Here is a 12,655-nt window from a genome sequence, read left to right as displayed (position 1 = left end):
AAATAAAAGAGATAAAAAGGGTTGACACTCCTGCGCTGGTCGGTAAAATGGCGCGCCTCAGCAGGGGATATGTGTTACCAACCACTGCCGCTGTTGAGATGTTTCAAGGCCGGTCCGCGATAGCTCAGTCGGTAGAGCAAATGACTGTTAATCATTGGGTCCCTGGTTCGAGTCCAGGTCGCGGAGCCAACTTGAGATAAACGGGGTATAGCGCAGCCTGGTAGCGCGCCTGCTTTGGGAGCAGGATGTCGAGAGTTCGAATCCCTCTACCCCGACCAGTTTTTTTGAGCATGGGTCGTTAGCTCAGTTGGTAGAGCAGTTGGCTTTTAACCAATTGGTCGTAGGTTCGAATCCTACACGACCCACCACTCAAAACCTTCCTCGCAGTACCTTTCCTTTCTATCTGAATCAGTTCTCCTGGCCTGCCTTGTGCGGGTTTTTTCGCGTTTGTGGTTGGCGTCTGGGTATGCCATGGCTGCGTCTGTAGTCTCGTTTGTTAACAAGCGTGTGCCCCGGCATCCACCTCGAGCGCGCCGTTTAAGCATGGAAAGGCAAGTAGCGCGGTTAGTTCCTGTATTGCGCTGCCACTGAATCCGCTTTTCGCCTTCGCGGCGAGCCAAGGGGGGCGCTTGCCCGGCCCCCCTTGGCGATCCCCCGGGCACCCGGCTACGCGGCCCTTCGGGTTCGCTGCGTTGCTCTGGCCGACGGGGAGTCGCAGAACTCGGGGCTGCGCCCCTCAAACATGCTGCGACTCTTTTTCCCGCCGGCCCTGCGCTACTCGCCCGCGTAAACGGGACGAACCCCGGTGCCCACTCCATCATTCGGCTATTTGGTTAACGGCTTTGGTCTCTTGCCTGTCGCGCCACCCAGTCGATAGTTCGCGACGCACCAAAACAAAACCCCGCACGTGGCGGGGTTTGTTGGTGGCCTCAGAGGCGCTCAGTGCAGCTTCAGGCGCGGTTCGGTCGGTCGGCCGAACTGGTCGCTCAACATCAGCATCAACGTACGTGGAACGCCGTACAGGGCCATCTGGTGCATGCGATAGAGGGACACGTAAAACATCCTTGCCAGACGCCCCTCCAGCATCACGTTACCGGTCAGGTTGCCCATCAGGTTGCCGACGGCGCTGAAGCTCGACAGCGAGATCAGCGAGCCGTAGTCGCGGTAGGTGTATTCGCTCTGCGGCTTGCCTTCCAGCAGGCGGCAGAGGTTTTTTGCCAGCAGGCTGGCCTGCTGGTGGGCGGCCTGCGCGCGTGGTGGAACAAACTTGCCGGGCTCGTCAGTGGGGCAGGCGGCGCAGTCGCCGAAGGCATAGATGCGCTCTTCGCCGTTGACCTTGAGGGTGCGGTCCACTTCCAGCTGGTTGATCCGGTTGGTCGGCATGCCGAGGGTTGCCAGAAATGCCGGCGCACGAATGCCGGCAGCCCAGACCTTCAGGCTGGCGGGAATCTCTTCGCCGTTACCGAGTACCAGTCGGTCTGCCTTGACCTCCTTGACCGGTGATCCGGTGTGCAGGTGCACGCCGAGGTCGCGCAGGATTTCGGTCACCGGGCCGCTGATGCGTTCCGGCAGTGCCGGCAGCAGGCGCGGGCTGGCCTCGATGATGTTGATATTGAGGTCTTCCGGGCTGATCCGGTTGAAGCCGTAGGCCCGCAGCATCTGCGCTGCGTGGTGCAGTTCCGCAGACAGTTCAACCCCGGTGGCCCCGGCGCCAATGATGGCAACGTTGATGGGCTCTCGGGTGGTGCCACGTTCGCTTGCCTGCGCTTTCATGTACTGATTGAGCAGGCTGCGATGAAAGCGCTCGGCCTGGGCGCGGGTGTCGAGGAACAGGCAGTGCTCGGCTGCACCCGGGGTATTGAAGTCATTGGTGGTGCTGCCGACGGAGATCACCAGGTAGTCGTAGTCCAGCTCGCGTGGGGCGATCAGCTCGTCGCCGTTCTCGTCATGGATGGCGGCCAGCTGGATGGTCCGACGCTCGCGATCCAGACTCGTCATGGCGCCCAACTGAAAGTTGAAGTGGTTCCACTTGCCCTGGGCGACGTAATTCAGCTCATCTTCGGTCGAATTGAGCGAGCCGGCGGCGACTTCGTGCAGCAGCGGCTTCCAGATGTGGGTCATGTTGGCGTCGACCAAGGTAATTCTGGCCTTGCCCTTGCGGCCCAGTTTGCGCCCCAGTCGGGTGGCTAGCTCAAGCCCGCCGGCGCCGCCGCCGACAACGACAATGCGCGGTGGTACTGCGGGAGATGCGTTGGAGTCTGACATCTTGGTTTCTCACGGATAATGGAAACGGGCGTCAGTCAACGGCCGAAAGCGGGCACGCTGGGCGTCAGGGCTGGAGTGGCGGGCAGTGACCGGTTGGCCGAATGATCAGGCAACCGCAAACTGGGCCAGCAGGCGTGACAGCAGGCCCAGACCAATGACCGAGCCCGCCACCAGGGCGATCAGGATCCATACGCGAAAAGGGCGGCGCTCGACCCGGTGAACCGGGGAGGACAGGTATTCGTCAACGCGCTTCTGGTCTTCGGGGTGGAGTCGGCTGGGCATTGGGATGGCCTTCTTGTGTCGTTGCAGTACGTTGCTGCGGCTAAGGCTTGACTGACTTTGCGGTCATTCTAGACCCTTGCCGGGGTGATTGCATTACTCCTTTGGATCAGCCTGCTATCATCGCTGCCACCGGCTCTGGAGGTCGCCATGCTGTCCGATGCACTACTGACACCCCTGCAGTTGACGCTTTGTCTGCTGATTTACGGCGCGGCCACGCTGTGGGCGCTGGCGCGGGTCAGCTGGGTTGAGCTGATCGCCGACAGCCGTCGTCAGCATCTGTTTTACGGCAGCGCGTTTGCGTTGGCCGTACTCTGGCTGGTTCGCCGCGAGTTCGATAGCGGTCTGACCATGCATTTCATCGGTGTAACCGCAGTGACTCTGATTCTCGACTGGCCGCTGGCACTGGTGGCCGGTGCGCTGGCGCAATTGGCGCTGGTGCTGCTGGGTCAGGACGACGTTGCTGCTCTGGGAGCCAACGGTCTGCTGCGGTTGCTGGTGCCGGTGCTGATCACGGTGGCGATAGCCCGGGCGCTGGAGTCGAGGCAGCCCCGAAATCTGTTTCTGTATATCTTCATCAGTGGCTTCTTTGCCGCCGGTCTCAGCGCGGTGGGTACGGTGCTCAGTGGCATGGGGTTGCTGCATTGGTCCGGCCAGTTGCAGGCGCCGGACAGCCTGGTCGAGCTGTTTGGGTATCTGCTGCTGGTCATGTTTCCCGAGGCCTTTATCAATGGCACGGTAATCGCCGCGCTGATTGTCTTTCATCCGGACTGGGTTGAGACGTTCAATACCGATCGTTACCTGCAGGCGCCATTGGACGATGACAAATCCTGAGGCAGATCAATGTCGTGCGCCGTGCCGGGTGTTCAAATGAGCTACCACAGAGGAGAGAAGACATGTCTGCCTACACAATTGCCAAACAGGTCATGGCTGAGGCCATCGAAAAGGCCGCCGCTGCCGGCCATGACGAGCAGGCGCTGGCCCGCGCGCTGATGAGTGAAGTCATTGCGGTCTACAAAAAGGCGCGCACGCAGCAGGATATTGCCAGTGAACTGAACTTTCTCGCCAACAACCTGGATGACGATGAAGAGTACGCCTTCATGCGCCCCTGAGCAGGGCGCATGAACGGTTGTTGCTGACAGGTCAGTCGCGCACTTCGATCACGCCGTCGGCGCTGACAGTGACGTCGGATTGGCCGCCTTCCACCTCAGGCGCGCTGCCTGACATGTCGGCAGCCATCATGACCTTTTCGGCGCGGTAGCGCATTGGCTGCATGTACTGGGTATTGAGGTTCAGGTTGACAATCTTGTAGTCGCTGCCGCCAAGGCTGCGGGTGGCGATATCGGCGCGGGCCTTGAACGCCTCGATGGCCTTGGCGATAAGCTGGTCCTCGGTCTGTCTGCGGCTGTCGGCCGACAGGCTGAACTGCATGCTGCCGAGGCTGAGTTCGCCAAGCATTTGGCCGGTCAGCGCCGAGATGGCCGCGAAGTCACTGCCCTCGATGCTGATCTCACCGCGTTCACGCCAGCCCACGATATTCTCGCCCTTTTCGTCATAGACCGGGTGGCTGCTGCGGTTACCGCTGCTGACGCGGATGCCGCTGGCCTTGCGTGCGGTTTCCAGACCGGCATTGAGGCGGCGGGTAATGGTTTCGGCCAGCTTGGCCGGGTCGCGGTCCTGGGCTTCGGTGTAGAAGGTCACCTGCATGGTGTCATGATTGACCGCCTGCTCGACCTGGGTGCGCAGCGATATCTGGTTGTAGCGGATGTCATCCGCCTGGGCGCCGCCGGCAAGCAGCGATCCGGCGAGCAGCAGGCCAGTCATTGGCAGAAGTGGTTTACCCATGGTGTTCTCCTTGTTCAGTGCACAGTCAGACCCATGCAAACGCTGCTGGTTCCCGATTCCCGGCTGCGCCTGATTGTGCGACCCTGTGTCACCTCGGCGCCATTCGTCGAGCTTCCTATACTGGAGTTTTTTGCGTGCCGCACCGAACCCTTATGAGCCTCAATACGCTGGCCCTCTCGCCGTCGAGTCAGAATCTCTGGCGGGTAGTACTGATTCGTCTGCTGGTCCTGCTGGCCCAAAGCATATCGGTGATGGCGGCCTATCTCAGCGGCTGGTTTCCATTACCCTGGACGCCGCTGCTGATCACCCTGAGTGTCTCGGCGGGAGTAAGCATTCTGACGCTGCTGCGGCTGCGCAGCAGCTGGCCGGTCACCAGTGTCGAGTACGCCCTGCAGCTGCTGTTCGATATGGCGATCCACAGCGTCCTGCTTTATTACTCGGGCGGCCCGACCAACCCTTTCGTGTCTTATTATCTTGTACCGCTGACCATTGCCGCCGCGACGCTCCCCTGGTTCTTTACCGCCATCCTGGCGATCGTTGCGGTGACCTCCTACAGTGCGCTGCTGGTCTGGTATATGCCGCTCAACGCCTTCGAGATTCCACTCGCCGGCGGCCTCATCAATCTGCACGTCATCGGCATGTGGCTCAACTTTGCCATGAGCGCCGGCCTGATCAGCCTGTTTGTCGTGCGGATGGCCGACGCGCTGCGTCTGCACGCTGATCGGCTGGCCGAGCGCCGCGAGCAGAGCGCGCGAGATGCTCAACTCCTGGGGATTGCGAGCGTCGCCGCTGGCGCCGCCCATGAACTGTCTACGCCGCTGTCGACCATGAGTGTGCTGCTCAAGGAAATCAGCAAGGATTACAGTGATCCGCAGTTGCAGGAGGACCTTACCGTTCTGCAGGAGCAGGTTAAGCTGTGCAAGGAGAGCCTGCAGCACATGGTGCGCAGTGCGGAAGACAGTCGCCGTCAACCGGAGAAGGTACAGGCGGGTGACGAGTGGCTGCGTGCGATGCTGGCGCGCTGGCAACTGATGCGCCCCGAGGCGTCCTGGCAACTGCAACCCTTGCCGCAGGAGCCTGCGCCTCTGTTGCGGGCGACGCCTGAGCTGGGTCAGGGTATTCTCAACTTGTTGAACAATGCCGCTGATGCCTGTCCGGACAACATTCAGATCAGTCTGCACTGGAACAGCGGCCAGATTATTCTGCGTATTCGGGATCATGGTCCGGGTGTGCCGTTGCATATTGCCGAACAGCTGGGTACCGCGTTTGTCACGACCAAGGGCAAGAAGGGGTTCGGGCTTGGGCTGTTCCTCAGTCAGGCCGCCGTTTCGCGATTGGGCGGTAGTGTAAAGCTGTTTAATCAGGATGGTGGTGGTACCCTCACCGAAGTACGGTTGCCGGTGGTGACAGGAGAAAATTGATGACTGAAGAGACGACTCAGGAAGATCAGCCGCTGCTGCTGATGGTGGATGACGATCCGACCTTTACCCGGGTCATGGCGCGGGCATTGAGTCGCCGTGGCTTGCAGGTAGAAACCGCAGGCGGAGCAGACGAGGCCATGCGCATCGCGCGTGAGCGTCGGCCCGATTACGCGGTGCTGGACCTGAAGATGGAAGGAGACTCCGGGCTGGTGCTGATGCCGAAGCTGCTGGAGCTGTATCCGGATCTGCGTATCGTGATCCTGACCGGTTACTCAAGCATTGCCACCGCCGTAGAGGCGATCAAGCGCGGCGCCTGCAACTACCTGTGCAAACCCGCCGATGCCGACGACGTTCTGACTGCCTTGCTGTCGGAACAGGCCGATCCCGAGTCGCTGGTGCCTGAGCACCCGATGTCGGTTGACCGGCTGCAGTGGGAACACATCCAGCGCGTACTGGCCGAACATGACGGCAATATCTCCGCGACCGCCCGGGCGCTGGGAATGCACCGGCGGACTCTGCAGCGCAAACTGCAGAAGAGGCCGGTGCGCCGCTAGCGCTTCGCGCCAGCTGCAAGCGGCAAGCTACAAGCTACAAGCTACAAGAAAAAACCGCGCTGATGCTAATCGCGCGGTTTTTTCTTGAGGCGGGCAATGGCGTCAAAGTTTTTTAGGAAACATTTGACGGTCCTGAGCCGAAGCGCATGTTTAGCACGCTTGCCGCTTGCCGCTTGCCGCTGACGGCTAAGTGCGCGCCTGCGGCGCGCTCAGCCGTTCTGCCGAATTCCCGTGATAATCCACGGCTGATTGTCGCCATCGGCGCGTTCCAGCGCCCAGCTTTCATCGAACCACTGGCCTGCGTCTTCGGCGCTGTCTCGGTCCAGGCCATTGAAGCTGACGGTTACCAGTGTGCGGCCGTTGGCCTGGGTGACACCGTCCAGACGCGCGGTCAGCTCGTCGACGAAGCCATTGGCGGTTGGCGGCGATTCCTCGCGTGCGGCCAGCAGTTGCTGCAGCAGCTCGGGGCTCAGGTACTCGGCCATGCCGGCGCTGTCGCCGTCACGCCAGTGGCGTTGCAAGGTATAGAAATGCTCCTTGGCACCACGCAGGAATACCTCGGCGTCGAACCAGGCCGGGGCGTCAATCGGCGCAGCGGCAGCGGGCTGTGCGGTATGCGCTGGCTCCCAGTTCTGCACCGGCTCGCGCTGCATAGGCGCTCCGCCGGCCGGCTGCCATTGCGGCTGGCGCTGCTGCGCGGCCTGCGGGCGGCGGCTGAACAGCTTGAACAGAACAAAGGCGATCAGGCCGAACAGCAGAATGTCGAACAGCTGAATGCCCTCGAAGCCGTCACCGAACAGCATGGACGCCAGCAGACCACCTGCGGCGATACCGGCCAGCGGGCCCAGCCAGCGGCTGGCGCCAGAGGTGGCTGCTCCCGCAGCGGTTTGCTGACGGTTGGGAGCCGCTTGCTGATCGCGCGGTGCAGCCTGACGCTGAACGGGTGCGCTCTGGTGGGTCGGCGCGCTGCCGAAACTCTTGCCACCGCCCATGCGGCGGGCTTCGGCATCAGGTGTGCTGACAACAACCATCAGCATCACGGTAAAAAACGGCAACAACCAACGCATGTAATAACCTCCGAATACAGGGGATGCCAAGTTTGCCAAAGAGGCGCAGGCAAGGAACGGGTTTAGTGTGTATGGTTGTTTCAGACAACCGAAGAAAGCGGGAGAGCGTACATGTTTACAGCGATGCGTGCCGAACGTATGGAAGGGTTGCACTTCTTTTCCGACCAGGCGACCGGACTCGAAGCCATTGTTGCGATCCACAATACGCGTCTGGGCCCGGCGCTTGGCGGGTGCCGGTATCTCGCCTACAACAGTGTCGACGACGCTATGGCTGACGCCATGCGTCTGGCCCGCGGTATGAGCTATAAGGCAGCGCTGGCGGGGCTGGACCAGGGCGGCGGCAAGGCGGTGATTCTGCGTCAGCCGCACATTGCCGATCGGGCCGCGCTGTTCGAGGCCTTTGGCCGCTGTATTGAATCGCTGCGTGGGGGTTACATCACGGCGATGGACAGCGGCACCAGCAGTGCCGATATGGACTGCATTGCCCAGCAAACCGCCCACGTGACCAGCACTACGCATGCCGGTGACCCCTCGCCGCACACGGCGCTCGGCGTATTGGCCGGGATACGTTCGGCGGTGCGGGCGCGGCTCGGTCAGGAATCGCTCGACGGGGTGCGCGTCACCCTGCAGGGGCTGGGCAATGTGGGATATGCGCTGGCGCAGCTGCTGCAGGCCGAGGGCGCCGAGCTGCTGGTGGCCGATCTGGATCAGGGCAGGGTGCGGCTGGCTGAAGAGGAACTCGGCGCCCAGCCACTGGCTCCGGATGCCGTCTACGAGGCGCCCTGTGATGTGTTTGCACCCTGCGGCCTGGGCGGCGTCATCAATCAGCGCAGCATCACCCGGCTGCGCTGCGCGGTGGTGGCCGGCGCCGCCAATAACCAGCTGGTCGAGCCAGCGTTGGGCGAACAGTTGCGGATGCGCGAGATTCTGTATGCGCCCGACTACGTCATCAACGCGGGTGGTCTGTTGCATGTCGCGCTGACGCACCGGGGCGTTGCGGCCGGCGACATTGCGGGGCGGATCAGGAATATCGGCAGCCGGCTCGATTCGATCTTTGAACAGAGCCTTGCGCAGGGGCGCTCGCCTGCCGAAGTGGCCGACCGGCAGGCGGAGCAGTTGCTCTATGACGAGGACGCGCTCTGATTACTCCAGCTTGAAGCGCTGGCGCATCCGCTTGTCGAGGATCGATGTCGGCAGCCAGCGCTTGAGGCGCACCATGCTGCGCGCGCCGGAGCCGATCAGCACGTTCTCCGGCCGCACCGGGTTGCCGATGTAGCCGAGCAGCTCGCGGGCAAAGTCCTTCGCGCTGGTTGAGCGGGCGTTTTGCGAGGCCTTGGCGCGGGCCTGTACCGCTTTTTCCCAGGGCTTGAACCAGGAACTGTCGGCCATGGTTATCGCCGCGGTGGCGTTATTGCCGAAGTCCGAGGCGATGGCCCCCGGCATGACCGTCATGACCTGGATGCCGAACGGATGCAGCTCCATGCGCAGCGCGTCGGAAATCGCATGCAGCGCCGCCTTGGAGGCACAGTACACGCCGGAGAACGGCGTGGTGGTGACGCCGGACACACTGCCGATATTGACGATCAGGCCCTTGGCGGTGCGCAGCAGCTCGGCGCTGTCGCGAACCAGTTGCAGCGGGGCAAAGACGTTGGTGTCGAACTGGCGCAGCAGGGTCTCGCGATCGGCATCCATGATTGGCCCCATGGCACCGTACCCGGCGTTGTTGACCAAAAGGTCCAGGCGACCGGCCTGCTCGCGAATCTGCTCGACACACTGTCTGCGCTGGGCGGCGTCATTCACATCGAGTTCGATGGCGATGGCGCCCTTGTCAGTCAGCGGCGCCAGGGTGTCGACACGGCGCGCGGCGGCGAATACCTGATAGCCGGCGTCCAGGCAGACGAGCGCCAGAGCCTGACCAATGCCGGAGGAACAGCCGGTGATCAGGGCGACGGGTTGGGTCATGGGTGAGGCTCCTTATTGTTCTTCGATAAAGTCGGCGCGCACCGCATCGGCGCGGTATTGCAGCTCGGATTCGCGGTAACCGCGGCGCAGCCGCGGCAGACTGTAACAGATCAGCGTGTCGGCGCCGGGTAGCAGATCGGGGCCCAGGGTAAAGCGCTGGTCGCTGCTGGCCACGTCCACCAGGTTGGAGTTGTAACCGGGCTGGTTGACCCACAGCTGCCAGCTGATATTGCGCGCGGTCAGATCGCCGCCGTTGTGAATTCGCACCGCCAGCGGCTGGCCGAACGGGCAGCTGTCGGGCTGATAGCTGAGGTCGAAGGCAAGGCGGTCGATGCGCTGGCTCTGTTGCCACTGCAACACGCCGACGACCGCACCGAGCAGCAAGGCAAGGCCGGCAACCACAGCACTGACCGGCAGCATCACCCGCGGGAAGCGCAACAGCAGTACCAGCCAGATCAGAAACAGGGCTATGCCGTAGGGCATGGGTTGGTCCTCCTTGGAACAGGCTATAACTCTATCAAGCCGGGAGGGCTGGCGGCGACCACTGAAACAGCTCGCAACTGTTCTGCCAGCACCGGGCGCTGAACTCGTCGAGTGATTCGCCACGCAGGGCGGCCAGCTCTTTGGCTATCTGTGGCAGCAGTGCGGGGCTGTTGCGCTGGTGGGCGTGGAAGGCCGGCGCCATGTCGGGCGAGTCGGTTTCCAGCACCAGTTGCTCACCGGGCAGCAGCGCGATGGTCTGACGCAGCCGGGTTGCCTGCGGCCAGGTGGCGGCGCCGCCCAGGCCCAGCTTGAAGCCCAGCTTGTGGTACTCGCGGGCCTCTTCCGGGCTGCCGCTGAAGGCATGGATAATGCCGCCGCGCGCCGGGCGGTAGCGCTTGAGTGTGGCGATCACATCGGCGTGGGCGCGGCGCACGTGCAGCAAACTGGGCAGACGGCAATCGACCGCCAGCTGCAACTGCGCCTCGAACAACTGCTGCTGGGCGTTGCGGTCTGCGTTCTTGCCCCAGTAGTCCAACCCGTATTCGCCAACGGCGCAGCAGCGCGGATCGTCCAGCCGCTCTGCCAGTATTTGCTGCAAAGCGCCAATGTGCCCGTCACGGTGCTCGTCCATAAACATCGGGTGTAATCCAAAGGCGGCGAACAGATTGTCGTGCTGCCGGCACAGCTGCCAGATTCGATCCCAGTTGCCCTGCGTGACACCCAGCAGCACCAGCCGCTCGACACCCAGGCGCGCGCAGTCGCTCAACACCTGATCGCGATCAGGGTCGAAGGCAGCGAAGTCGAGATGGGTGTGGGTGTCGATGTAGGGCATGGGGGAACGCTACGCTTACGCGTAGCGAGCTGCAAGCCGGAAGCCGCTGCGCGGCTCAGCTGCAAGCCTCAAGCTACAAGCTACAAGCGAAAAGCGAAAAGCGAAAAGCGAAAAGCGAAAAGCGAGGACAGACTGTGGGCCTTGCGGGAGTGCGGTGGAAGTTATCGTGGTCGTTTGCAGTTGCAGTGCCCTCAAACTACCCGCGCAGCTGGTGACCGCACGGGTGTTACTTGGAGCTTGAGGCTTGCAGCTGAGCCGCGTAGCGGCTCAGTGATGCTCTCGCGTCGCGCGGAATTCAATTTCCGGCCAGCGTTCTTCGGTCAGGCTGAGGTTGACTCGGGTCGGCGCCAGGTAGGTCAGGTGACCGCCGCCATCGACTGCGAGGTTCTCGGTGGCCTTCTTGCTGAATTCGTCGAGTTTCTTGCGATCACCGGATTCGACCCAGCGGGCGGACCAGACGTTGACCGGTTCGTACATGCACTCGACCTTGTATTCCTGCTTCAGGCGCTCGGCGACCACGTCGAACTGCAGTACACCGACTGCGCCGAGGATGATGTCGTTGTTGCGCTCGGGGAAGAACACCTGGGTGGCGCCTTCCTCGGCCAGCTCTTGCAGGCCCTGGCGCAGCTGCTTGGATTTCAGCGGGTCTTTCAGGCGCACACGGCGGAACAGCTCCGGGGCAAAGTGCGGGATGCCGGTAAAACCGATCTTCTCGCCTTCGGTGAAGGTGTCGCCGATCTGGATGGTGCCGTGGTTGTGCAGACCGATGATGTCGCCGGCCCAGGCTTCTTCCAGATGCTCACGCTCGGCGGCGAAGAATGTCAGCGCATCGGCGATGCGCACTTCCTTGCCGGTGCGCACGTGGAACAGCTTCATGCCCTTTTCGTAACGGCCGGAGCAGATACGCACGAAGGCGATGCGGTCGCGGTGTTTGGGGTCCATGTTCGCCTGGATCTTGAACACGAAACCGGTGAACGGCGCTTCGGTCGGCTGCACCTCACGTTCGTGGCTGGCGCGTGGTTGCGGGCGCGGGGCCCAGTCGACGATGGCGTCCAGCACCTGATCAACACCGAAGTTGCCCAGCGCCGTACCGAAGAATACCGGGGTCAGTTCGCCCTTGAGGAAGGCGTCCTGATCGAACTCGTGGCAGGCACCCTGTACCAGTTCGAGTTGCTCGACGAAGTCGTCGTACAGATCGCCCAGATGGGCTCGGGCGGCATCGGAGTCCAGGCCATCGATGACCTGCTGCTCGGTGCGCTCGTGGCCGTGGCCCGGGACGTAGACAATGATCTTGTCGTCGGCCAGGTGGTAGACGCCCTTGAAGTCGCGGTAGCAGCCAATCGGCCAGGTGATCGGGGCGGCCTTGATGCTCAGGACCGCTTCGATTTCGTCGAGCAACTCGATCGGGTCGCGGATGTCGCGGTCGAGCTTGTTGACGAAGCTGACGATGGGCGTGTCGCGCAGACGACAGACGTCCATCAGCGCGATCGTGCGCGGCTCGACACCCTTGCCGCCGTCGAGCACCATCAGCGCCGAATCCACCGCGGTCAGGGTACGGTAGGTATCTTCCGAGAAGTCTTCGTGGCCGGGGGTGTCGAGCAGGTTGACCATCGCGTCGCGATAGGGGAACTGCATCACCGACGTGGTCACCGAAATGCCCCGCTCCTTTTCCATCGCCATCCAGTCGGAGGTGGCGTGGCGGTCGGATTTACGCGATTTGACCGTGCCGGCCACGCTAATCGCCTGGCCCATGAGCAGCAGACGTTCGGTGATGGTGGTCTTACCCGCATCCGGGTGAGAGATGATGGCGAAGGTGCGCCGTTTGGCGACTTCTTTTTCGATGGCGTTGGACATGTCGGCTACTGAGTAGTGGCGGGACGCGGTCGCTGCATGGTGCAGGCCGGGTCCGGACGAGGCTTGAAAAATAGCTGCGTATTGTCGCTGATC

At 62.4% G+C, this 12,655-nt stretch carries 13 protein-coding genes and 3 tRNA genes; 8 read left to right on the top strand and 8 right to left on the bottom strand.

All coding sequences use genetic code 11. From position 1 onward, the window contains the following. The first annotated feature begins 113 nt into the window (after window positions 1-113). From O5O48_RS02090 to O5O48_RS02080, 3 genes are all read left to right on the top strand, one after another. A tRNA-Asn gene (locus O5O48_RS02090) sits at window positions 114-189 on the top strand. Window positions 190-201: 12 nt separating this feature from the next. Beyond that, window positions 202-278: transfer RNA gene (locus O5O48_RS02085), tRNA-Pro, on the top strand. Between the two features lie 14 nt (window positions 279-292). Beyond that, a tRNA-Lys gene (locus O5O48_RS02080) sits at window positions 293-368 on the top strand. Between the two features lie 571 nt (window positions 369-939). Here the strand turns inward: O5O48_RS02080 and O5O48_RS02075 are convergent. Both O5O48_RS02075 and O5O48_RS02070 read right to left on the bottom strand, forming a co-directional pair. Next, complete coding sequence (locus tag O5O48_RS02075) at window positions 940-2,265, bottom strand: NAD(P)/FAD-dependent oxidoreductase (protein WP_088274606.1); 1,326 nt, start codon at window positions 2,263-2,265, stop codon at window positions 940-942. Window positions 2,266-2,370: 105 nt separating this feature from the next. Further along, window positions 2,371-2,547: a DUF3094 family protein gene (locus O5O48_RS02070; protein WP_088274608.1), complete on the bottom strand. Its 177-nt coding sequence runs from the start codon at window positions 2,545-2,547 to the stop codon at window positions 2,371-2,373. A 147-nt stretch (window positions 2,548-2,694) separates the two neighbouring features. Here O5O48_RS02070 and O5O48_RS02065 point away from each other — a divergent pair, with 147 nt between their 5' ends. Together O5O48_RS02065 and O5O48_RS02060 are read left to right on the top strand one after the other, a co-directional pair. Then, the gene (locus O5O48_RS02065; protein ID WP_269688023.1) at window positions 2,695-3,378 is read left to right on the top strand and encodes an energy-coupling factor ABC transporter permease; all 684 of its coding nucleotides are present in this window, start codon (window positions 2,695-2,697) and stop codon (window positions 3,376-3,378) included. A gap of 62 nt (window positions 3,379-3,440) precedes the next feature. Next, complete coding sequence (locus tag O5O48_RS02060) at window positions 3,441-3,656, top strand: hypothetical protein (protein ID WP_088274611.1); 216 nt, start codon at window positions 3,441-3,443, stop codon at window positions 3,654-3,656. Between the two features lie 31 nt (window positions 3,657-3,687). Here the strand turns inward: O5O48_RS02060 and O5O48_RS02055 are convergent, their stop codons facing one another. Continuing rightward, window positions 3,688-4,389, bottom strand: a complete 702-nt coding sequence (locus tag O5O48_RS02055) for an SIMPL domain-containing protein (protein ID WP_228245402.1) — start codon at window positions 4,387-4,389, stop codon at window positions 3,688-3,690. A gap of 152 nt (window positions 4,390-4,541) precedes the next feature. On the opposite strand from O5O48_RS02055, the gene O5O48_RS02050 reads away from it, so the two are divergent. Further along, the gene (locus O5O48_RS02050; RefSeq protein WP_088274615.1) at window positions 4,542-5,810 is read left to right on the top strand and encodes an ATP-binding protein; all 1,269 of its coding nucleotides are present in this window, start codon (window positions 4,542-4,544) and stop codon (window positions 5,808-5,810) included. Next, entirely contained in the window at window positions 5,810-6,364 is a 555-nt protein-coding gene (locus O5O48_RS02045; protein ID WP_269688022.1) for a response regulator transcription factor, read from the top strand. The genes O5O48_RS02050 and O5O48_RS02045 overlap by 1 nt, the downstream gene beginning before the upstream one ends. Window positions 6,365-6,573: 209 nt before the next feature. On the opposite strand, the gene O5O48_RS02040 is transcribed toward O5O48_RS02045, so the two are convergent. After that, on the bottom strand, window positions 6,574-7,431 hold the full coding sequence (locus O5O48_RS02040) for a Tim44 domain-containing protein (RefSeq protein WP_269688021.1): 858 nt from the start codon (window positions 7,429-7,431) through the stop codon (window positions 6,574-6,576). A gap of 111 nt (window positions 7,432-7,542) precedes the next feature. Here O5O48_RS02040 and O5O48_RS02035 point away from each other — a divergent pair, with 111 nt between their 5' ends. Continuing rightward, window positions 7,543-8,574: a Leu/Phe/Val dehydrogenase gene (locus O5O48_RS02035; RefSeq protein WP_228245400.1), complete on the top strand. Its 1,032-nt coding sequence runs from the start codon at window positions 7,543-7,545 to the stop codon at window positions 8,572-8,574. On the opposite strand, the gene O5O48_RS02030 is transcribed toward O5O48_RS02035, so the two are convergent. The 4 genes from O5O48_RS02030 to O5O48_RS02015 form a co-directional block, all read right to left on the bottom strand. Continuing rightward, the gene (locus O5O48_RS02030; RefSeq protein WP_269688020.1) at window positions 8,575-9,393 is read right to left on the bottom strand and encodes an SDR family oxidoreductase; all 819 of its coding nucleotides are present in this window, start codon (window positions 9,391-9,393) and stop codon (window positions 8,575-8,577) included. A gap of 12 nt (window positions 9,394-9,405) precedes the next feature. Beyond that, window positions 9,406-9,876, bottom strand: a complete 471-nt coding sequence (locus O5O48_RS02025) for a multidrug transporter (protein WP_269688019.1) — start codon at window positions 9,874-9,876, stop codon at window positions 9,406-9,408. Window positions 9,877-9,910: 34 nt separating this feature from the next. Next, window positions 9,911-10,708 (bottom strand): TatD family hydrolase, encoded by a 798-nt coding sequence (locus O5O48_RS02020; protein ID WP_269688018.1) that lies wholly within the window; start codon window positions 10,706-10,708, stop codon window positions 9,911-9,913. Between the two features lie 267 nt (window positions 10,709-10,975). After that, entirely contained in the window at window positions 10,976-12,562 is a 1,587-nt protein-coding gene (locus O5O48_RS02015; protein WP_269688017.1) for a peptide chain release factor 3, read from the bottom strand. Between the last annotated feature and the right edge of the window lie 93 nt (window positions 12,563-12,655).

It is taken from the genome of Halopseudomonas sp. MFKK-1, from assembly GCF_027474385.1.
Taxonomy (GTDB): domain Bacteria; phylum Pseudomonadota; class Gammaproteobacteria; order Pseudomonadales; family Pseudomonadaceae; genus Halopseudomonas; species Halopseudomonas aestusnigri.
The sequence above is the reverse complement of the archived record's forward strand: the minus strand, read 5'-3'. Positions and strand labels throughout refer to the sequence as shown.